Origin of the sequence: Pseudophaeobacter flagellatus (genome assembly GCF_021228235.1) — a bacterium.
In the GTDB taxonomy this organism is placed as follows: Bacteria; Pseudomonadota; Alphaproteobacteria; order Rhodobacterales; family Rhodobacteraceae; genus Pseudophaeobacter; species Pseudophaeobacter flagellatus.
On record NZ_JAJQRG010000004.1, the window covers coordinates 302,560 to 322,150 of the forward strand.

The 19,591-nt window shown below is 58.2% G+C and carries 22 protein-coding genes; 13 read left to right on the plus strand and 9 right to left on the minus strand.

Annotated elements, in window-relative coordinates:
* Nucleotides 1-202: 202 nt before the first annotated feature.
* From sucD to LRK71_RS10440, 5 genes are all read right to left on the minus strand, one after another.
* On the minus strand, nucleotides 203-1,087 hold the full coding sequence (gene sucD, locus LRK71_RS10420; RefSeq protein WP_232403206.1) for a succinate--CoA ligase subunit alpha: 885 nt from the start codon (nucleotides 1,085-1,087) through the stop codon (nucleotides 203-205).
* Nucleotides 1,088-1,125: 38 nt separating this feature from the next.
* On the minus strand, nucleotides 1,126-1,533 hold the full coding sequence (locus LRK71_RS10425) for a hypothetical protein (protein WP_232403207.1): 408 nt from the start codon (nucleotides 1,531-1,533) through the stop codon (nucleotides 1,126-1,128).
* Between the two features lie 341 nt (nucleotides 1,534-1,874).
* The gene (gene sucC, locus LRK71_RS10430; protein WP_232403208.1) at nucleotides 1,875-3,068 is read right to left on the minus strand and encodes an ADP-forming succinate--CoA ligase subunit beta; all 1,194 of its coding nucleotides are present in this window, start codon (nucleotides 3,066-3,068) and stop codon (nucleotides 1,875-1,877) included.
* Nucleotides 3,069-3,463: 395 nt separating this feature from the next.
* On the minus strand, nucleotides 3,464-4,426 hold the full coding sequence (gene mdh / locus LRK71_RS10435; RefSeq protein WP_232403209.1) for a malate dehydrogenase: 963 nt from the start codon (nucleotides 4,424-4,426) through the stop codon (nucleotides 3,464-3,466).
* Nucleotides 4,427-4,805: 379 nt separating this feature from the next.
* Entirely contained in the window at nucleotides 4,806-5,123 is a 318-nt protein-coding gene (locus LRK71_RS10440) for a hypothetical protein (RefSeq protein WP_232403210.1), read from the minus strand.
* 452 nt (nucleotides 5,124-5,575) lie between these two features.
* On the opposite strand from LRK71_RS10440, the gene LRK71_RS10445 reads away from it, so the two are divergent.
* The 13 genes from LRK71_RS10445 to LRK71_RS10505 all read left to right on the plus strand — a co-directional run bounded on the left by LRK71_RS10445 (nucleotide 5,576) and on the right by LRK71_RS10505 (nucleotide 15,708).
* Entirely contained in the window at nucleotides 5,576-6,430 is an 855-nt protein-coding gene (locus LRK71_RS10445; RefSeq protein ID WP_232403212.1) for an HpcH/HpaI aldolase/citrate lyase family protein, read from the plus strand.
* A gap of 35 nt (nucleotides 6,431-6,465) precedes the next feature.
* The gene (locus LRK71_RS10450; RefSeq protein WP_232403214.1) at nucleotides 6,466-7,017 is read left to right on the plus strand and encodes an NnrU family protein; all 552 of its coding nucleotides are present in this window, start codon (nucleotides 6,466-6,468) and stop codon (nucleotides 7,015-7,017) included.
* Between the two features lie 3 nt (nucleotides 7,018-7,020).
* Nucleotides 7,021-7,224, plus strand: coding sequence for a DUF1737 domain-containing protein (locus LRK71_RS10455; protein ID WP_232403215.1), 204 nt, complete (start codon nucleotides 7,021-7,023; stop codon nucleotides 7,222-7,224).
* Complete coding sequence (locus LRK71_RS10460; RefSeq protein ID WP_232403216.1) at nucleotides 7,224-8,270, plus strand: MaoC family dehydratase; 1,047 nt, start codon at nucleotides 7,224-7,226, stop codon at nucleotides 8,268-8,270. Before LRK71_RS10455 ends, LRK71_RS10460 begins: the two co-directional genes overlap by 1 nt.
* A gap of 75 nt (nucleotides 8,271-8,345) precedes the next feature.
* A complete protein-coding gene (locus tag LRK71_RS10465; protein ID WP_232403217.1) occupies nucleotides 8,346-9,143 on the plus strand; it encodes a DUF1194 domain-containing protein in 798 nt (265 codons plus the stop codon).
* A gap of 174 nt (nucleotides 9,144-9,317) precedes the next feature.
* Nucleotides 9,318-9,701, plus strand: coding sequence for a succinate dehydrogenase, cytochrome b556 subunit (gene sdhC / locus LRK71_RS10470; RefSeq protein WP_232403218.1), 384 nt, complete (start codon nucleotides 9,318-9,320; stop codon nucleotides 9,699-9,701).
* Nucleotides 9,702-9,711: 10 nt separating this feature from the next.
* Nucleotides 9,712-10,083, plus strand: a complete 372-nt coding sequence (gene sdhD / locus LRK71_RS10475) for a succinate dehydrogenase, hydrophobic membrane anchor protein (RefSeq protein WP_232403219.1) — start codon at nucleotides 9,712-9,714, stop codon at nucleotides 10,081-10,083.
* Between the two features lie 12 nt (nucleotides 10,084-10,095).
* On the plus strand, nucleotides 10,096-11,901 hold the full coding sequence (sdhA, locus tag LRK71_RS10480) for a succinate dehydrogenase flavoprotein subunit (RefSeq protein WP_232403220.1): 1,806 nt from the start codon (nucleotides 10,096-10,098) through the stop codon (nucleotides 11,899-11,901).
* A gap of 1 nt (nucleotide 11,902) precedes the next feature.
* The gene (locus LRK71_RS10485; RefSeq protein ID WP_232403221.1) at nucleotides 11,903-12,130 is read left to right on the plus strand and encodes a hypothetical protein; all 228 of its coding nucleotides are present in this window, start codon (nucleotides 11,903-11,905) and stop codon (nucleotides 12,128-12,130) included.
* Nucleotides 12,131-12,193: 63 nt separating this feature from the next.
* Nucleotides 12,194-13,087, plus strand: a complete 894-nt coding sequence (locus LRK71_RS10490; protein ID WP_232403223.1) for a hypothetical protein — start codon at nucleotides 12,194-12,196, stop codon at nucleotides 13,085-13,087.
* 146 nt (nucleotides 13,088-13,233) lie between these two features.
* A complete protein-coding gene (locus LRK71_RS10495) occupies nucleotides 13,234-14,013 on the plus strand; it encodes a succinate dehydrogenase iron-sulfur subunit (protein ID WP_232403231.1) in 780 nt (259 codons plus the stop codon).
* 200 nt (nucleotides 14,014-14,213) lie between these two features.
* On the plus strand, nucleotides 14,214-14,378 hold the full coding sequence (locus LRK71_RS10500) for a hypothetical protein (RefSeq protein ID WP_232403233.1): 165 nt from the start codon (nucleotides 14,214-14,216) through the stop codon (nucleotides 14,376-14,378).
* Nucleotides 14,379-14,850: 472 nt separating this feature from the next.
* Nucleotides 14,851-15,708: an urea carboxylase-associated family protein gene (locus LRK71_RS10505; protein WP_232403234.1), complete on the plus strand. Its 858-nt coding sequence runs from the start codon at nucleotides 14,851-14,853 to the stop codon at nucleotides 15,706-15,708.
* A gap of 96 nt (nucleotides 15,709-15,804) precedes the next feature.
* Here LRK71_RS10505 and deoD read toward each other — a convergent pair whose 3' ends face one another.
* The 4 genes from deoD to LRK71_RS10525 all read right to left on the minus strand — a co-directional run bounded on the left by deoD (nucleotide 15,805) and on the right by LRK71_RS10525 (nucleotide 19,467).
* Complete coding sequence (gene deoD / locus LRK71_RS10510) at nucleotides 15,805-16,509, minus strand: purine-nucleoside phosphorylase (RefSeq protein ID WP_232403235.1); 705 nt, start codon at nucleotides 16,507-16,509, stop codon at nucleotides 15,805-15,807.
* A 19-nt stretch (nucleotides 16,510-16,528) separates the two neighbouring features.
* Complete coding sequence (locus tag LRK71_RS10515; RefSeq protein WP_232403236.1) at nucleotides 16,529-16,846, minus strand: H-NS histone family protein; 318 nt, start codon at nucleotides 16,844-16,846, stop codon at nucleotides 16,529-16,531.
* A 125-nt stretch (nucleotides 16,847-16,971) separates the two neighbouring features.
* A complete protein-coding gene (locus LRK71_RS10520; protein ID WP_408635997.1) occupies nucleotides 16,972-18,945 on the minus strand; it encodes a methylmalonyl-CoA mutase family protein in 1,974 nt (657 codons plus the stop codon).
* Nucleotides 18,946-19,134: 189 nt separating this feature from the next.
* Complete coding sequence (locus LRK71_RS10525; RefSeq protein ID WP_232403237.1) at nucleotides 19,135-19,467, minus strand: hypothetical protein; 333 nt, start codon at nucleotides 19,465-19,467, stop codon at nucleotides 19,135-19,137.
* Nucleotides 19,468-19,591 lie beyond the last annotated feature (124 nt).

Consider the following 19,591-nt stretch of genomic DNA (forward strand, 5'->3'; position numbering starts at 1 on the left):
GTCGTGCGAAAGGGGGTCGCGGACGGGTATATTGCGGATGTGTTTCGCAATACTTACGGCGCGCAAGGCGGAGCAAAGGCAATCAACGCAATCACGTGCGGTGCCTGTTGCGGCCTGGCTCGGGTATCGGAAATTCTGTGTCATGTGACCTGCCATATCCGGGTAGGGAGTTCGGGGCGACCAAGGCCGCCCCAAAGGATCTTTAGCCTTTGATCGCCTTCAGCACGGCTTCGCCAAGGCCTGCGGGACTTTCGGCAACAACGATACCAGCAGAGCGCATGGCTTCGATCTTGTCCTCGGCACCACCTTTGCCACCGGCAACAATCGCGCCCGCGTGGCCCATGCGACGACCGGGAGGGGCCGTACGGCCAGCGATGAAGCCAGCTACGGGCTTCCAGCGGCCTTTTTTCTTCTGCTCGGCGAGGAATTCAGCGGCTTCTTCTTCAGCGGAACCACCGATTTCACCAATCATGATGATCGACTGTGTTTCATCATCGTCGAGGAACAGGTCCAGCACGTCGATATGTTCGGTGCCTTTGATGGGGTCGCCACCAATGCCCACGGCCGAAGACTGGCCCAAACCAATGTCAGAAGTCTGTTTCACGGCCTCATAGGTAAGGGTGCCGGAACGCGATACAACACCCACAGAGCCACGTTTGTGGATATGGCCGGGCATGATGCCGATTTTGCAAGCGTCAGGCGTGATCACGCCGGGGCAGTTGGGGCCGATCAGGCGCGATTTAGAGCCTTCCAGCGCGCGCTGCACCCGCATCATGTCCAGCACCGGGATGCCTTCGGTGATGCAGACGATCAGTTCCATCTCGGCGTCGATCGCCTCGAGGATCGAATCGGCAGCAAAGGGGGGCGGCACGTAGATGACAGAGGCGTTTGCTTCAGTCACGTGCTTGGCTTCGTGCACGGAGTTAAAGACCGGCAGGTTCAGGTGGGTCTGACCACCCTTGCCTGGGGTGACGCCGCCAACCATTTTGGTGCCATAGGCAATGGCCTGTTCAGAGTGGAAGGTGCCCTGCGAGCCGGTAAAGCCCTGACAGATGACTTTGGTGTTTTCGTCGATGAGGACTGCCATTTTAGGAGTCTCCTATTGATGGTTTTTCACCTGAGCGCTCAGTTTTGGCGCTCGAAGTACACAAATGTTGAATAAGAGCCGTAACCAGAGGACACTCTGCCGCCGATCCGAAGGACTGTATTGCCCCTCTGGTAGGCGGTTGCGGTCCCTTTGCTGGTTTGAAGCGCGACGGTACTATAACCGCGTGCCAGAGTGTTGCGTCTGGCTTCATCAATGAGGGAGTATCCGTCATTTCGACCGATGATCCCGAATTGAGCGGAGCACGAAGCCCCGGAACGCGTCTGGCGTGGCTCGACAGTTATGACGGGCTTGGTGCCGCCGATGATCGAAGCGTTGTAGGACTTCTTGTACTTACTACCTTTTGCAGTAAAGCCCGCACCCAGCAACGAGCCGACTTTCTGATCCGTTTCTATATAGTTCAGGCAGAATGCAGAGATATTGTGCATATCACTTACAATTCCTGATCCATACATAGGAGCAGAAGAGGCGGTCGCAGCTGGAGCGGGTTGCGGAGTTGAAGGCGCCAGCGCTGCAGCTGGCCGTGGCTCTGCAACCGAAACAGGCACTACAGAAGAGTGAGTTTGAGCGGCAATGAAGGTGTCAGTTGCGGCATCGTATTGTCCTTCTGCAACCTGAGCTGTTCCGGTATTGTATGCGACTTGCTCAGATTGGCCAACAGGCGTTGGAACCACTACTTGCTGAGTGTTCCCAGCAGAGTAGTCAGAGGAGCAAGCCGTCGTCACCAAACAACAGCAAATTGCGGAGAAAGGACCGAACCGCATCGACGTTACCCCTTAACCGCTTTTACGATCTTTTCGGCGCCGTCAGACAGGTTGTCGGCTGCGATCACGTCAAGACCGGAGGTGTTGATGATCTCTTTACCGGCTTCCACATTGGTGCCCTCAAGGCGCACAACGAGCGGAACCTTCAGGCCCACTTCTTTCACCGCAGCAACAACGCCCTCGGCGATCACATCGCAGCGCATGATGCCGCCAAAGATGTTGACCAGGATGCCTTTGACCTGTGGGTCCGAGGTGATGATCTTAAAGGCCTCGGTGACTTTCTCTTTGGTAGCACCGCCACCCACGTCGAGGAAGTTTGCAGGCTCAGCGCCGTACAGCTTGATGATGTCCATGGTGGCCATCGCCAGACCCGCACCGTTGACCATGCAGCCGATCTCACCGTCGAGCGCGATGTAGTTCAGGTCATACTTGGATGCTTCCAGCTCTTTGGGGTCCTCTTCGGTGGTGTCGCGCAGTTCGGCCACATCGGCGTGGCGGTACATGGCGTTGCCATCAAAGCTGACCTTGGCGTCGAGCACTTTCAGATCACCGGTGTCGGACACGATCAGCGGGTTGATTTCCAACATCTCCATGTCTTTGTCGACAAAGGCTTGATACAGCTGCCCCATCAGTTTGACGCACTGCTTGATCTGCTGGCCTTCAAGGCCCAGCGAGAAGGCGATGCGACGGCCGTGGAACGCCTGATAGCCGGTGGCCGGATCAACGCTGAAAGACAGGATTTTCTCAGGAGTTGCCGCTGCAACCTCTTCGATGTCCATGCCACCCTCGGTGGAGCAGACAAACGAGATGCGCGAGGTCTGGCGATCAACCAGAAGCGCTAGGTACAATTCGGTCTGAATGCCCGAGCCCGCTTCGATGTAGATGCGGTTGACCTGCTTGCCCGCGGGGCCGGTCTGATGCGTGACCAGGGTGCGGCCCAGCATTTTCTTGGCTTCCTCGGCGGCCTCTTCAACCGATTTGGTCAGGCGGACACCGCCCTTTTCGCCGGCCCCGGCTTCTTTGAAGGTGCCTTTGCCGCGACCGCCGGCATGGATCTGTGCCTTGACCACCCACAGCGGGCCGTCAAGCTCCCCTGCGGCGGATTTGGCTTCGTCGGCCTTCAAGACGATGCGCCCGTCGGAAACCGGCGCTCCGTAGCTGCGAAGAAGGGCCTTGGCCTGATATTCGTGGATGTTCATGAGAAACTGTCCCGTCTGGCTTCAATTATCTTTGTCATAACGCCGTCATATGGCGAATCTTTAAAGGCTTTTTTGAAGGCTTACGGGGAAATGATGAAGATTTTCGAGTTTTGTGATCACAGCTTTCCAGCGTGTGATCACAAACATTCAGTAGCTCAATTTGTTTGATTCGTGATGATCGGAAAAAGGCGACAAAGTGACTTATCCGCAAATGCGGCGCGACACTGGCCGCTGGCGGGCCTACGGGCACTGAAATTCGCAGATTTGCTTGGAGCAGATCGCAGGTGATGGCAAACCAGGCGGCCGGAAAAAATGCACGCTCCGAGGTAGGAGCGTGCATTGGGATCTTGTTGCACTGGCCTGTTTGGTAGAACAGATCAGCCCTGTTGTTCGACTTAGGCGAGCGAGCCGTCGATGCCTTTGCAGGCGTCAACCAAGCCTTGAACTGCTTTGACCGAAGTGTCGAACATCTCTTGCTCGTTTTTGTTGAGCTTGATGTTGACGACGCGTTCGATACCGCCGGCGCCGATCACGGTGGGTACGCCGACATACATGTCCTTGACGCCAAGGTCACCGTCACAATAGGCGGCGCAGGGCAGAACGCGCTTTTGGTCTTTCAGATAGGCTTCGGCCATCTCGATCGCCGAGGCGGCAGGCGCATAGAAGGCAGAGCCGGTTTTCAGCAGGCCAACGATTTCGGCGCCGCCATCACGGGTGCGCTGAACCATTGCATCCAGTTTTTCCTGGGTGGTCCAGCCCATGTCGATCAGATCGGGCAGGGGGATGCCGCCAACGGTGGAATAGCGCACCGAAGGTACCATGGTGTCGCCGTGGCCACCCAGTACAAAGGCGGTGACGTCGCGCATGGAAACGTTGAATTCTTCGGCCAGGAAGTGGCGGAAGCGTGCGGAATCCAGAACGCCCGCCATGCCGCAGACCTTGTTGGTGGGCAGGCCAGAGAATTTCTGCAGCGCCCAGACCATCGCGTCCAGCGGGTTGGTGATGCAGATGACAAAGGCGTTGGGCGCATGGGCCGCGATGCCTTCGCCAACGGATTTCATCACTTTCAGGTTGATGCCCAGCAGGTCATCCCGGCTCATGCCGGGTTTGCGGGCGACACCAGCGGTGACGATGCAGACATCGGCGCCGGCAATGGCGGAATAATCGCTGGAGCCAGACATGGCTGCGTCGATTTTCTCAACAGGGCCGGATTGGGCGATGTCGAGCGCTTTGCCTTGGGGAAGGCCGTCAGCGATGTCAAAAAGAACGACGTCGCCAAGCTCTTTGATGGCTGCGAGATGGGCGAGCGTGCCGCCGATGTTGCCTGCGCCGATAAGCGCGATCTTGGGTCTGGCCATGGGGATTTCTCTCCGGTCCGGTTGAAATTTGGGGGATGCCTACGCCCTCAGGCGCGCTCGCGCAAGGCTTCTGCGCTGCGGCATGATGCGTAGGCGGGGCGGTGCCGGGGTGGAAAGGGGGCTGAAAGGCTTGCAAATAAGGCGGTTTTGCGGATTGGCGTTTACAGCATCGGGCAGGAATGTTTTTCGTATTTCACTGCCAGAGTGTCGCTTTTGCGGAGGTTTTCGGGGCTTGACTGCTGACATGGCGCAGGCAGCTGCTGTCGTAGCATAACAACGCAAAGCGCCCACCTTGTGACAGGCAGGCGCCATTTCTGCGCGAATGTCAGGCCAAAGACCGACGCCTTTGGGCCTTGTGGGGGGCGGGCGAAGGACAGTGTCAGGCGTCGTTATCAACCGTTGGGATAGCTTCTGCCAGGGCCTCAAAGGACTGGCCCGAAGCCATCAGGCAGGTCATGCCGGTGGGCATGGTGACGGTGATTGTCCAGCTGCCGCTTTCGGCCGAGGCAAAGGTTTCCATGACCATGCCCTGCTGACCAATACCGATGGCCTGACGGCTCTCGCCATATTTTTCTGCCAGGCGTTCAATAACAACCTTGCGGGGGGCACAGTTGCGGGTCTGGGCGGCAACGGGGGCGGCGGTCATCAGGCCGAAGGTAAAGCCCAGTACAGACAGGCCAAGTACAGTTTTAAACATCGTCTTCTCCTTGGGTTTTACCCTATGCGGAATGCCCGAGCCGAGAGAGAGGGGTCACTTGACCTCTCTGCGTACCCATCAGATCTGGGGCCGTTTTCCATTGACGTAATCGTTATGCGGGCCTTTGGCCCAGTTTCTGCGAAAGCGGGCTTCTGCCCACGCGGGGGATGATCTTGGAATGGCTGTGGCCTTTGAAAATAAGGCTTTGAACCGGATGAGATCCCCGACCTGAAGGTCGTTGCGATAAGGAAAGTTTGCCAAGGACACTTTGAGAAATGGTTAATCTGCCGTGCCAGTCCTGTCGAAGAATAAAGGGTAGGATATTATTGTTATGCGCAGGCGTGTTACCCAGGGGCACCTGCGATTTTTCTGCAATGCGGCGTGATCGCACTTGAAAGTAATGATCCGAATCTATAGCCGTTTGCGCAACAAAATAACCTGGAGACTTTCTGATGGACCCGCGTATTCGCCCTTATCGTTCGGTACTCTACATTCCCGGTTCCAAGCCGCGTGCGCTGGAAAAGGCCAAAACTCTGCCGGTGGATGCTGTGATCTTTGATCTTGAGGACGCGGTCTCGGTTGAGGAAAAGGACAATGCGCGCGACACGCTGAGCGCGGCACTGCAGGAAGGCGGCTATGGCGCCCGGATGAAGATCGTGCGGATCAACGGGTTTGACACGCCCTGGGGCGAGGCTGACGCCCGCGCCGCTGCCGCGATGGACTGCGATGCGGTCCTGCTGCCCAAGGTCTCGAGCCCGGCGGATCTGGATGCGCTGGCGGCGCTGACCGGGGATAAACCGCTCTGGGCCATGATGGAGACACCGCGCGGAATATTGAACGCCGCCGCGATCGCCGCCCACCCCAAATTGCAGGGCATGGTCATGGGCACCAATGATTTGGCCAAGGAGTTGCAGACCCGGTTCCGGGCGGATCGCCTGCCGATGATGGCGGGGCTTGGTCTGTGCCTGCTGGCGGCCAAGGCTGAGGGGCTGGTGATTGTCGATGGCGTCTATAATGCCTTTAAGGACAACGATGGCCTGTTGGCCGAATGTACCCAGGGGCGCGATATGGGCTTTGATGGCAAAACCCTGATCCACCCGGCCCAGGTTGACGTTGCCAATGATGCCTTTGCCCCCAGTGCGGATGAAATTGACCTGGCCCGCCGCCAGATCGAAGCCTTCGACGCGGTCGAAGCCTCGGGGCAGGGGGTCGCGGTGGTTGACGGCAAGATCGTCGAAAATCTGCATGTTGCGACAGCACGAGAAATTCTTGCAAAAGCGGATGCAATCGCTGCGTTTTCCGCCTAGGTGTTAACTTAATTAACATCTATTTGGAGACTGACATGACACTTCTGGTCCTAGGCATCCTGCTGTGGTGGGTGGCGCATCTGTTCAAGCGCCTGGCCCCCGGCATCCGTGAACCAATGGGCAACAAGGGCAAGGGTCTTGTCGCCGTTGCCCTGGTAGCCAGCATCGTGCTGATGGTTCTGGGCTATCGTTCCGCCGAGAGTTACGATCTGGCGCTGTTCCCGCCGTTCTTGCAGCACATCAACAATCTGTTGATGCTGATTGCGCTTTATTTCACCAGCCCCGGCCCCAGCAAGGGCGCGATCTTCTACAAGATGCGCCACCCGATGCTGACCGGCTTTGCACTCTGGGCGGTTGCCCACCTGCTGGTCAACTGGGATCCGGCGTCCTTTGTGCTGTTTGGTGGCCTGCTGGCCTGGGCGCTGGCCGAAATGGCTGTGATCAACCGGGCAGAGCCCAACTGGACCCCCAACCCCAAAGGCAGCATTGCCAAGGACGCGATGTTCCTGGTGGCCTCTGTCGTGCTACTGGTGGTGATTGGCTATGTGCACGGGATGGTCGGCCCCTCCCCCTTTCCGGGGGGCTGAGATATGAAACTCTACCGATTTTTGAGTGAAGACGACACCTCTGCCTTTTGTCACAAGGTGACCGATGCGCTGAACAAGGGCTGGGCGCTCTATGGCAGCCCCACCCAGACCTTTGATCCTGTCAAAGGCATCATGCGCTGCGGTCAGTCGGTGGTGAAAGAGGTGGATGGCACCTATACCCCCAAGACAAAACTGGGAGAACACTGATGACCAAGACCAGAGCGGCAAAAACAAATCCAGGCAGATTCTTTGAAGACTATGCCCTGGGCGATGTGATCGCCCATGCGGTGCCGCGCACCGTTTCCGGCGGAGAGCGGGCGCTGTATCACGCGCTGTATCCGGCGCGCCATGCGCTATATTCTTCGGATGAATTTGCCCGCTGCTCTGGTCTGCCTCAGGCGCCGCTGGATGATCTGGCGGCCTTTCACATCGTCTTTGGCAAGACGGTACCTGATATTTCGCTGAACGCGGTGGCCAATCTGGGCTACGCCGAGGGGCGCTGGTTGTTGCCTGTCTATGAGGGCGACACCCTGCGGTCGACCAGCGAAGTGATTGGCGTCAAACAGAACTCCAACGGAAAATCCGGGGTGGTCTATGTGCGCACGCGTGGCCTGAACCAGCGCGACGAGACCGTGATGGAATATGTCCGCTGGGTGATGGTACGCAAAGGTAACCTGGAGGCACCAGCCCCCGAAACCGTGCTGCCGGATCTGGCAAAGGTCATTCCCGCCGATCAACTGGTGGTGCCTGCAGGGCTGGATTTCAGCACCTATGACTTTGATCTGGCTGGTGAGGCCCATCGCTGGGGCGACTACGCGGTTGGCGAGACCATCAACCACGTGGATGGTGTCACCGTTGAGGAGGCCGAGCATATGCTGGCCACCCGTCTGTGGCAGAACACTGCCAAGGTGCATTTTGACACCACCGCCCGCCCCGATGGCACCCGGCTAATCTATGGCGGTCATGTGATTTCGATGGCGCGGGCCCTGTCGTTCAATGGTCTGGCCAATGCGCAGATGATCGTGGGCCTCAACGGTGGCGCCCATGCCAACCCCTGCCTGTCCGGCACCACCATCCGGGCCTGGTCCGAGGTGCTGGACAAGGCCGATACCGATGCCCCCGGCGTTGGTGCCATTCGGCTGCGGCTGGTCGCCACCTCGGGCAGTGATCCCTTTGTGCTGAAGGGCGAGGATGGTAAATACCTGCCAGAGGTGCTGCTGGATCTGGATTACTGGGCCTTGATGCCGCAATAGCGGCCATCTTCAAAACGCTGTGTCCTGTCCGGCGCGGGGATGACGCAGCGGGCAGGACATCCTAGGCTTGCTGGCATGAGGATCACCACCCATCTGTTGCCAGCAGCCCGCCTGTTTCTGGCGGTGGCGGCGTTGCTGCCGTTGCCGGCGCGGGCCTGCGATCTCGCGCTGGTGCTGGCTGTGGATGTGTCCGGCTCGGTGGATGCCACTGAATACCGCATCCAGATGGATGGTCTTGCGGCGGGGCTGCGCGATGGTGTGGTGTCCGAGGCGCTGGTGACCGCCAAGGCGCAGGTGAGCCTGATCCAGTGGTCCGGGCGGGCGCGGCAGGAAGTGTCTATTCCCTGGACCACGATTGGCAGTTTTGACGATGTCGAAGCCCTGGCCCAGGCGATCGAGGCAGCACCGCGCCCCTGGCGCAACTTTTCCACCGCGTTGGGCGAGGCTCTGTTGCTGGGGCTGAACCAGTTTACCCAGGCACCGGATTGCAGCCGACGGGTGATAGACCTGTCTGGCGATGGACCGTCAAACGAGGGTTTGGAACCGGCAACCCTGAAACCGATGCTGCGCGCGGCAGGGGTCACCGTCAATGCTATCGCAATCGAGCAAAGCGCGCCGAATCTGACCGCATATTTCTACGAACATGTAATCCGGGGCGATGGTGCCTTTGTCGAAACTGCCCGCGGATTTGCCGACTATCCGGACAAAATTCGCCGCAAGCTGGTGCGCGAGGTCGCGCGCAAAACAGCCGGGCATCACCCCGATATACCGCCTGCGTCGGGGCCCGCGCCAAGCGGCGCGCAGGGATCGGCGCAGGGGGGTGAGAATTGGCCAACTGAGGTGGGTTTGCAAAAAACGCACAAAGGGGGCTGATTCTGCAAAAGATTTTTAGTAAGACATTTTTGTGATCACTGGGCTGCAGCCTGTGATCACGAAATGCGTTTTTTTGCAAATCTGGTCAAATTACCGCAGAAATTTACCCGCTGTTCGGGTGACAGGACGTAAAAAACCGCTAAAACGGCTTCAGCTAACTGGAAAGGAGCCAACATGGCCGATGTAAATCGGGGCAATCGCCCGCTTTCGCCACATTTGTCGATCTATCGCCCGCAGATGACCTCTATGTCCTCGATCCTGACACGGATCACGGGCAATGCGCTTATCGTCTCGGTGCTGTTGATTGTCTGGTGGCTCCTCGCGGCGGCGACCTCGCCTGCCTACTTTGCCACTGCCAACGGGGTGATGACCTCTTGGTTCGGCGATATCGTTCTGGTGTTGTCGACACTGGGCGTCTGGTATCACTTTCTTGCCGGTCTGCGTCATCTCTATTTTGATGCCGGTCACGGGCTGGACATCGAGACAGCCGAAAAACTGGGCTGGGGCATGATGATCGGTTCCGTCATCCTCACCATTATTACCGTGCTTGTGGTTTAAGGAGGCAAACATGCGTTATTTGACCGCTCGTAAACGCGCCGAGGGCAAAGGGGCCGCTGGCACCGGAACCCAGCATCACTGGTACATGCAGGTAAGCGCCGTGGCGCTGGCCTTTTTGGTCCCCACTTTTCTCTATGTCGTTGGCTCTGCCATTGGTGGCACGCAGGAAGAGGTGCTGGCGACATTTTCGCGGCCCTTTCCAGCCATTCTGACGGGGCTCACGCTTTATGCAGGTGTGATGCACTTTAATAAGGGCGCGCAGATTATGATCGAAGACTATGCGCGCGGCTCAGTGCGCAAGGCGCTGATCATGTTTGTGATCGGCCTGAGCTATGCCACAATCGCCACCGGGCTGTTCGCCCTGGGCAAGATCGCGCTGTAAGGGACAATAAATATGGCTGCATACGAATACGAGACGCATGACTATGACGTCGTGGTCGTGGGTGCCGGCGGTGCCGGTCTGCGCGCGACGCTTGGCATGGCGGAACAGGGGCTGCGTACCGCCTGCGTGACCAAGGTGTTCCCCACCCGGTCCCATACGGTTGCGGCACAGGGCGGCATTGCTGCCTCGCTGTCGAACATGGGCCCCGATAACTGGCAGTGGCACATGTATGACACCGTCAAGGGCTCTGACTGGCTGGGCGACACGGATGCGATGGAATACCTCGCTCGTGAAGCGCCCAAGGCGGTCTATGAGCTGGAGCACTACGGCGTGCCCTTCAGCCGCACCGAAGAAGGCAAGATCTACCAGCGCCCCTTTGGTGGCCATACCACCGAATTTGGCGAAGGCCCCCCGGTGCAGCGGACCTGTGCCGCAGCTGACCGCACCGGTCACGCCATTCTTCACACGCTTTATGGCCAGTCGCTGAAGAACAACGCTGAATTCTACATCGAATATTTTGCCATCGACCTGATCATGTCGGACGAAGGCGAATGCCAGGGTGTTGTCTGCTGGAAGCTGGACGACGGCACCATGCATGTCTTCAACGCCAAGATGGTTGTGCTGGCTACAGGTGGTTATGGTCGTGCCTTTTTCTCGGCCACCTCGGCCCATACCTGCACTGGCGACGGTGGCGGCATGGTGGCGCGGGCTGGTCTGGCGTTGCAGGATATGGAATTTGTCCAGTTCCACCCCACCGGCATCTACGGCTCTGGCTGTCTGATCACCGAGGGCGCGCGCGGCGAAGGCGGCTATCTGACCAACTCCGAAGGCGAACGCTTCATGGAGCGCTACGCGCCCCAGTACAAAGACCTGGCGCCACGCGATTACGTGTCACGTTCGATGACCATGGAAATCCGCGAGGGTCGCGGCGTCGGCGAACATGGTGATCACATTCACCTGAACCTCAGCCATCTACCGCCCGAAGCCCTGGCAGAACGTCTGCCGGGTATTTCGGAAAGCGCCAAGATCTTTGCCGGTGTTGACGTCACCAAGGAACCGATCCCGGTTCTGCCAACGGTGCATTACAACATGGGCGGCATTCCGACGAACTATTGGGGCGAAGTGCTGAACCCGACCACTGACAACCCAACCGCCGTTGTCCCTGGCCTGATGGCCGTGGGCGAAGCGGGCTGTGCCTCGGTGCATGGGGCCAACCGTCTGGGCTCCAACTCGCTGATCGACCTTGTGGTCTTTGGTCGGGCTGCTGCCATCCGGGCCGGTAAAACCGTTGACGCGGAAGCGCCTAATTCGACGCTGAATCAGGCCTCGGTCGACAAGGCCTTCGATCGCTTTGACGGGCTGCGCAACGCCAATGGCGGCATCGCCACGGCGGATCTGCGTCTGGAAATGCAGCGCACCATGCAGTCGGATGCAGCGGTGTTCCGGACCGATAAATCGCTAAAAGAGGGCGTCGAGAAGATGACCACTATTGCGGGCAAGATGGGTGACCTCAAGGTCACCGATCGTTCGCTGGTGTGGAACTCGGATCTGATGGAAACGCTGGAACTGGCGAACCTGATGCCCAACGCCCTGGCCACCATTCACGGTGCCGAAGCCCGCCGCGAAAGCCGCGGTGCCCATGCCCATGAAGACTACAGCACCCGCGATGATGAAAACTGGCGCGTGCATACGGTCAGCCGGGTTGAGGGTGAAAAGGTGGACCTGACCTATCGTCCGGTCATCCTGGACCGTCTGACCACCGAAGACGAAGGCGGTATCAGCCTGGCCAAAATCGCACCAAAAGCGCGGACCTTCTGATATGGCAGGGCACCGGGATATCAAGCTACTGGCACTGGGCCTTGCGGCTCTGCTGCTGTCGGCCTGTACAGAGTATGAGGTCTCTCCGGTGCCCCTTCCGTCGGATTACGCATTGATGCCTGGGGATGCGACCCTGTGGGAAACCCTTTCTCAGGATGAACAGCGGCGTGCATTGGCCTATCTCTCGGATGGGTCAACCATCCGGTCCTCTTTGGTAGAGGATTACTGAGTTGGGCCGCGTGACGCAAAGCACAGGGGGCGTTGCCTCTTTTGGGCGGGAAGGGGGCTGTTGATGGCCACCTCTCACGGACAGGATTTGCCACAAGAATGGCAGGCGTTGGGGTTCACCCCGGGGCTGAGCCTGCGGGTCTTTGGTATGCGGCGGTCGGGCAATCACGCGATCCTGTCCTGGCTGCAACGCAATGCGCCAAATCGGCGTTCCGTGTTTCTGAATAACTGCAAGCCGGGCAGTGACCCGTTGCAAAATGCGCGCGGGATAGCGGTGAATGGTGTCCATGCGTCGCAGCGCAAGGCCAATCGCAACATGGCCTCGGTCGCGCAGGATGCTGGCGATGGCGCGCTATTTCTGGTCTCATATGAGGACACCAGCCCGGCTGAATTTGATATCAACCGGCAGGTATCTGGCCGTTTTGATGAGGCCTTGTTTAGCCATAATCTGCTGATCTATCGCAGCTTTCTGAATTGGTCGGCCTCTTTGCTGAAAAAGATGCAGGCCAATGCTGGCTATACCTTGGTGCGGCGCAATGCGATCGTTCTGCGGGCGATGGACAATTATATCCGGCTGTTGGCACTGGTGCGCCAGGCGCGAGATCTGGATCTGGTGGCGATCTGCTATGACCGCTGGGTCGGTGAGGCCGACTATCGTGTTGGTCTGTTGCAGGGTCTCGGGCTTGAGGCGCAGGACAACAGTCTGGGCGCGGTTCAATCCTATGGCGGAGGCTCTTCGTTCCAAAAACAGGCCAGCGCTGCCGCGGATTTGCAGGTGGGGAACCGCTGGCAGCAGATGCGCGACGATGCCGAATATCAGGGGCTGTTGCATCTGGCGGCCCGCGACACGGCGCTGCTGGCGCAGCTAGAGGCGCTGTTTCCAAAAGATGCCAGCTATTTGAAAGCGGTTGCGCAAGATGCGCCAATGCCGCGCCGGGGGCCAGATGATCTGTCATAGCCCCCAGCCATCACAGACATATGCCGCCATTGCGGCACTTATTGAGTATCGGAGGGGCCTAAGCGCCCAGCCGTTCCACCCGATCTCCTGTCAGCGGGGGGCCTTGGCCTCTTGTGTGGCAGGCAGCTAAGCAAGGAGAACGATCTATGGTCGAATTCGCACTTCCGAAAAATTCCAAGATCACCACGGGGAAGACGTGGCCCAAGCCGACCGGCGCGAAAAATGTGCGCAAGTTTAAGATCTATCGCTGGAACCCGGACGACGGCAAGACCCCCCAGGTTGATACCTATTTCCTCGACATGGACAAATGTGGTCCGATGATCCTGGACGCGCTGATCAAGATCAAAAACGAGATTGATCCGACGCTGACCTTCCGCCGGTCCTGCCGCGAAGGCATCTGCGGCTCCTGCGCGATGAACGTCGATGGTATCAACACCCTGGCCTGTATCTACGGATTGGATGAGGTCAAGGGCGACGTCAAGATCTACCCGCTGCCGCATATGCCGGTGGTGAAGGATCTGATCCCGGATCTGACGCATTTTTATGCTCAGCATGCGTCAATTATGCCCTGGCTGGAAACCAAGACCAATGCCCCGGCAAAAGAGTGGCGCCAGTCGATCGAGGACCGTAAGAAACTGGACGGCCTTTATGAATGCGTGATGTGCGCCAGCTGCTCGACCTCCTGTCCCAGCTACTGGTGGAACGGCGACAAATACCTCGGGCCAGCTGCGTTGCTGCATGCCTATCGCTGGATCATCGACAGCCGCGACGAGGCCACGCCAGAGCGGCTTGACCAGTTGGAAGACCCTTTCAAGCTGTATCGCTGCCATACCATCATGAACTGCACCAAGACCTGCCCCAAGGGGCTGAATCCAGCCGCAGCAATTGCCCATATCAAACACATGATGGTTGATCGCGCCGTTTGATCCGGTGCCAGGCCATGGATCAGCCTTTTAGGTTTTGAAATCACCCCCGGACAGCGCGCCTGTCCGGGGGTTTTGTTCATTGCGGCCAGATCGGCCCTGCAAACAGTGCATGGCGCGTTTGCAAGATTGGCCGATGCAGCGCCTGCTGTCTGGGCGTATAGTGAGCGCAGGGAGAGGTTTAACAACTCAGGACCGAGATGATGAAGACCGTAAACTACCTGCCAGAGATCCGCGAAACCGCCAAAGCCCGCGCCCTGCTGGACGCCTTGGATCAGGCTTGGGCCTATTATACGCCAGAGCCGCTGCCTGAGGCAAAGACTGACCAGCCTGCCAATGGTTTTGTGCCCTATTACGACGCTGCCTGATTGCAGGTAGACGCTGTTTCAAAACCCTCGCGTCCTCCCTCGGTGCGGGGGTTTTTGTTTGAGCAAACAGCCTGGGCGCGGTATGGGGCGCTATGCCTATTTTGATCCTGCTTCTGCTAACCGGCGTGTTTGGCTATTTCATCTATCGCCGCATGACCACTAGCCTCACGCGGGCTTGCCGTTGGCGGCAACAGCGCAGCAAGGGGCAGTGGGTATGTGGTCATTGCGGTGCGGTTCAGCCCGGTCTTGATGCCCCGCGTCACTGTCGGCGGGCGCGCGATTAAGGCATGTTGCGCAAAAGCGGCGCCGGTTTTGCGTCCCTGGAACACGCATGGTGAATAGGCTCTGGCGCTAACGGCGATCATTTGCCTGGCGCAATCGTGTCGCCAAAATGCGGTGAACCTGCCGTATCCGGCTTGCAGAGCGCACCGGAACAGGGCCAAGTTGGGGCAAACAGAGAAGAGGTTTCCCCATGGCTGATACTCCGGGACAGGGCCCCGCCGATGCTGCGGCGCGCCGCGCCGTTAAACCGGTAATTTGCTACCCAAATGACAGCCTGCCGCAGCCGGATTTGGCGCTGTATCGGCGGGCGCGGGCGGGTGCGGCAAAGGTTGCCGAGGTGTTGGTTCCCCCACGTGATGCAGGGTGTTTTGAGGTCCCGGCAGGCCAGTTCTTTCGCATCTCTTCGGTAGAGGGGGCGCAGGTCGGCGATTTGAACCTGTGGAACAGTGCCGACCTGACAGAGCGGTTTTATTCTGGCAAGACGCGGGCGCTACATGGCACCCATCTCACCACCGGTGAACGGATGTGGACCAGCCTGCCCAATCTGCGCCCGATGGCCACGATTGTTGAGGACACGCTGGGCTGGTACGGCATCGATGCCTATGGCGGCTCGGTGCATGATGTCATTGGCACCCGCTGCGATCCCTATACTGGCAATCTATTGGCGGGTAGCCAGTATCATCACTGTTGCCATTCGAACCTGACCCGCGCCCTGGCCGATCACACAGGCCTGAGCCTGGCCGAGGCAGAACCCTATGTGCATGACGTGCTGAATGTTTTCATGTGCACCGGATTTACCCGTGATACTGGCCAGTACTTCATGAAGCAAAGCCCGGTGCGCCCCGGTGATCACCTAGAGTTCTTTGCCGAAATCCCCCTGCTGGGAGCGCTGAGCGCCTGCCCAGGCGGTGACTGCGCAGCGCAGCATTCCAGCGACACTGCCACCTGTCACCCGCTGCTGGTAGAGGTCTTTGCGCCCCAGGATGGCGCGTTGGATGGCTGGCATAGCCCGCAGCGCAATGGCTACGATCAAAGCCACGGAAGGTAATGCTGGGCACGCAATGCAAAAGGCGACCCTGAAGCGGGCCGCCTTTTATCCTGTCCAATACTGGCCCGTGCGGGGTGGCAGCCCTGTCATGGTGGGTTAGGCGAAGGCGGCTTCCAGCGCGATTTCGACCATATCGCCAAAACTGCGCTCGCGCTGATCGGCAGGCAGCGCTTCACCGGTGCCCAGGTGGTCTGAAACCGTTAGGACCGCCAGGGCGCGGCATTTATATCGTGCCGCCAACGTATAGAGCTCAGCCGCTTCCATCTCGACGCCAAGGATGCCGTGCCGGATCATTTGTTCATTCAGATCGGCGCGTTCATCATAAAAGGTATCAGAAGAATAAATACCGCCCACGTGGGTGCCGATGCTGCGCGATTGCGCGGCCTGTACCGCTGCGTGCAAAAGCGACCAATCCGCCGCTGGCGCAAAATTCAATTCTTTGAAAATGCTCTGCGAGGGGGATCCGACGGTGGTGGCGGTCATTGCCAGAATGACATCGCGCAGTTTCACCTGTGGCTGCATGCCACCACAGGATCCAATACGAATAAGTGTTCTGGCACCAAAATCGCGGATCAATTCATTAGCGTAAATGGAAAGGGAGGGCATTCCCATGCCACTCCCTTGGATTGTGACGCGATGCCCATTCCAACTGCCTGTGTAACCCAGCATTCCGCGGGTTTCATTTACCAGCTTGGCCTCGTGCAGAAAGTTCTCAGCGGCCCATTTGGCGCGATAGGGATCGCCCGGCATAAGCACCGTTTCAGCGATATCACCCTTTTGGGCGCCGATATGAATGGTCATTGTTTTCTCCAGTCCGGATTCAGATTTCCAGGTCAGAGATATCCATACCAGAGGAGATAGCGGAATGCACCCAATGTGGTTTACGACCCCGGCCACTCCAGGTTTCGTCTGGGTTGTGCGGGTTACGATATTTTGCAGCGGCTTTTTGCTTCTTGCCACTGGCCCGATTGGGGCCGGTGATTTCATCAAGTGAGAAACCATATTTGGCTGCGGCGTCTTCGGCTGCCTTAATGGCTTCTTTGCGCTCGCGTTGCTCGGCGTCTTTCAGGGCATAATCAATGCCCTTTCTGAGCTCAAGCAATTCTTTACGAGACATTTTTGAAAGGTCAGGGCTCATTTTGATACTCCAAGGCTTGCAGGCCGGACATATTTCGTTGTCCGGGACTCTTTAAACGCCAAGCATAACTGCAATTACCAGAGTAATATTCAAATAAATTAGTCGTATTTGCAAAAAGAGCTGAATTACGCCGTCTTTGGGGGGTGCGAGAGTTGAACAATATCCGCCATGATTGTGTTCAGTTCAAAATCCTTGGGGGTGTAGACGCGCGACACGCCCATCTGGCTCAGCTTTTCAGCATCATCGTCGGGGATGATGCCGCCAACCACGACGGGAATATGCCCAAGGTTTGCTTCGCGCATACGTCGCATCAGGTCTTCCACCAGGGGTATGTGGCTGCCGGATAGGATCGACAGCCCGACCACATGGGCGCCATCATCTTGGGCCTGGGCAACCAGTTCTTCGGGGGTCATGCGGATGCCATCATAGGTGATGTCCATGCCGCAGTCGCGGGCGCGAAAGGCGATTTGCTCGGCGCCATTGGAATGGCCGTCAAGGCCGGGTTTGCCAACCACGAATTTCAACCGACGGCCGAGCTGATCCGAGACGGCGTTGACTGCCTCGCGTAGGTCATCCAGACCTTCGGTCTTGTTTGAAGGCGAGCCTGAAACCCCGGTGGGGCCGCGATAGGTGCCGTGAACTCGGCGCATTTCTTCGGCCCATTCGCCCGTGGTGACACCGGCCTTTGCCGCCGCAATCGACGCGGGCATGATATTGTCGCCTGCGCGCGCGGCGGCACGCAGATCGGCGAGGGCGGTTGCAACGGCACCAGCGTCGCGGGCTTGTCGCCAGGCGTTCAGCCGCGTGATCTGTTCCTGCTCAACCGCAGGGTCCACCACCATGATGCCGCCGTCTTCGGTTTGCAGCGGCGATGGTTCGCCCTCGGTCCAGCTGTTTACCCCAACCACCACGGTTTCATTGCGCTCGATCCGGTTCAGGCGTTCGGCGTTGGAATCTACCAGCCGTGATTTCATATAGTCGATAGAGGCGACCGCCCCGCCCATAGATTGTAGGTTGGCAAGCTCGGCACGGGCATCGTCTTTCAGCGTTTGGACCTTTCTGTCGACGGCCGGGTTGCCTTCAAACAGGTCTTCATATTCCAAGAGATCGGTTTCATAGGCCAGGATCTGCTGCATCCGCATCGACCATTGCTGATCCCAGGGGCGAGGCAGGCCAAGTGCTTCGTTCCAGGCGGGCAACTGCACGGCCCGGGCGCGGGCCTTTTTCGACAGGGTCACCGCTAGCATTTCGATCAGGATGCGATAGACATTGTTTTCCGGCTGCTGCTCCGTCAGCCCTAGAGAGTTCACCTGCACCCCATAGCGGAAGCGGCGGAACTTGGGGTCTTCGACGCCATAGCGATCGCGGCAGATTTCATCCCACAGATCGACAAAGGCGCGCATTTTGCACATCTCGGTGACAAAGCGGATGCCGGCATTCACAAAGAATGAAATCCGTCCCACCATGGCCGGGAAATCCTCTGGCGCGATCCGGGGCTTCAATTCATCCAGCACCGCTTGCGCTGTGGCCAGGGCAAAGGCCAGCTCTTGTTCTGGCGTGGCACCGGCCTCTTGCAGGTGATAAGAACAGACGTTCATCGGGTTCCACTTGGGCACATGCGTATAGCAGTATTCGGCGACATCCGCGATCATCTTGAGGCTGGGCGCAGGCGGGCAGATATAGGTGCCGCGGCTCAGATATTCCTTGATCAGATCGTTTTGCACCGTGCCTTGTAGCTTGGAAATATCTGCGCCCTGTTCTTCGGCGGCAGCAATATAGAGAGAGAGCAGCCAGGGCGCGGTGGCATTGATGGTCATCGAGGTGTTCATCTGGTCGAGCGGGATCTGATCAAACAGGCTGCGCATATCGCCCAGATGCCCAACGGGAACGCCCACCTTGCCCACTTCGCCACGGGCCAGGACATGGTCACTGTCGTATCCTGTCTGGGTGGGCAGATCAAATGCGACCGACAGCCCGGTCTGCCCCTTGGCCAGATTCGCCCGGTAGAGCGCATTCGAGGCCTCGGCAGTGGAGTGGCCAGCATAGGTTCGGATCAGCCAGGGGCGATCAGTTTTGCGGTCATTCTGCATCTGCGACATAGGGTGCCTCGCGGGTTTGCTTTGGTAATTATGTTTCGCTCAACAGATCTAAACTGCAATTTTAAACCCATGTCAATTCGCTGCGTTGCGGCGAAATGGTCCTGCACCCAAAAAAAGCGCCCCCTGCGACAGGCAAGGGTACGCTTTTGATCACGGCACAACGGGCATCAGCAGCAGCCGACTATGTGATTAGTTGTAGGTATAGGTGCCGATCTTGCACACATTGATGTCCTTGGCGACTAGAACGTCGTCGTCATCAAAAACAGCCCGAAAGTCAAATTTACAATAGCCGGTGCCATCGTCAAAATCGATGCGAACCGATTGGCCAGGGCGCAGCACATCGCGGCCGAGGATGTCTTCTTCCCACGAATCCGTGCCCTTATTCGAGCCATAGAATTTCATGATTGTGTAATTGGTATCATTTACGATTGTGACCCGGCGGTCCAGGGCTGCGGCTGGTAGGGCGGATAAGCCTGCCATGAGTATGGCGAGTGAGGTTGTCAGAATAATTCTACGGTTCATGCTGTTAGTTTCCTCCTGCTGTCTTGAAGCTAGCCCCCTGCAAGCAGGCGAAGCCTGATTCAGCCTAGCACAAGTTGGGAATGGCCAAGTCGCGAATTTTAATTTTTTCTCATATGTGACTTGG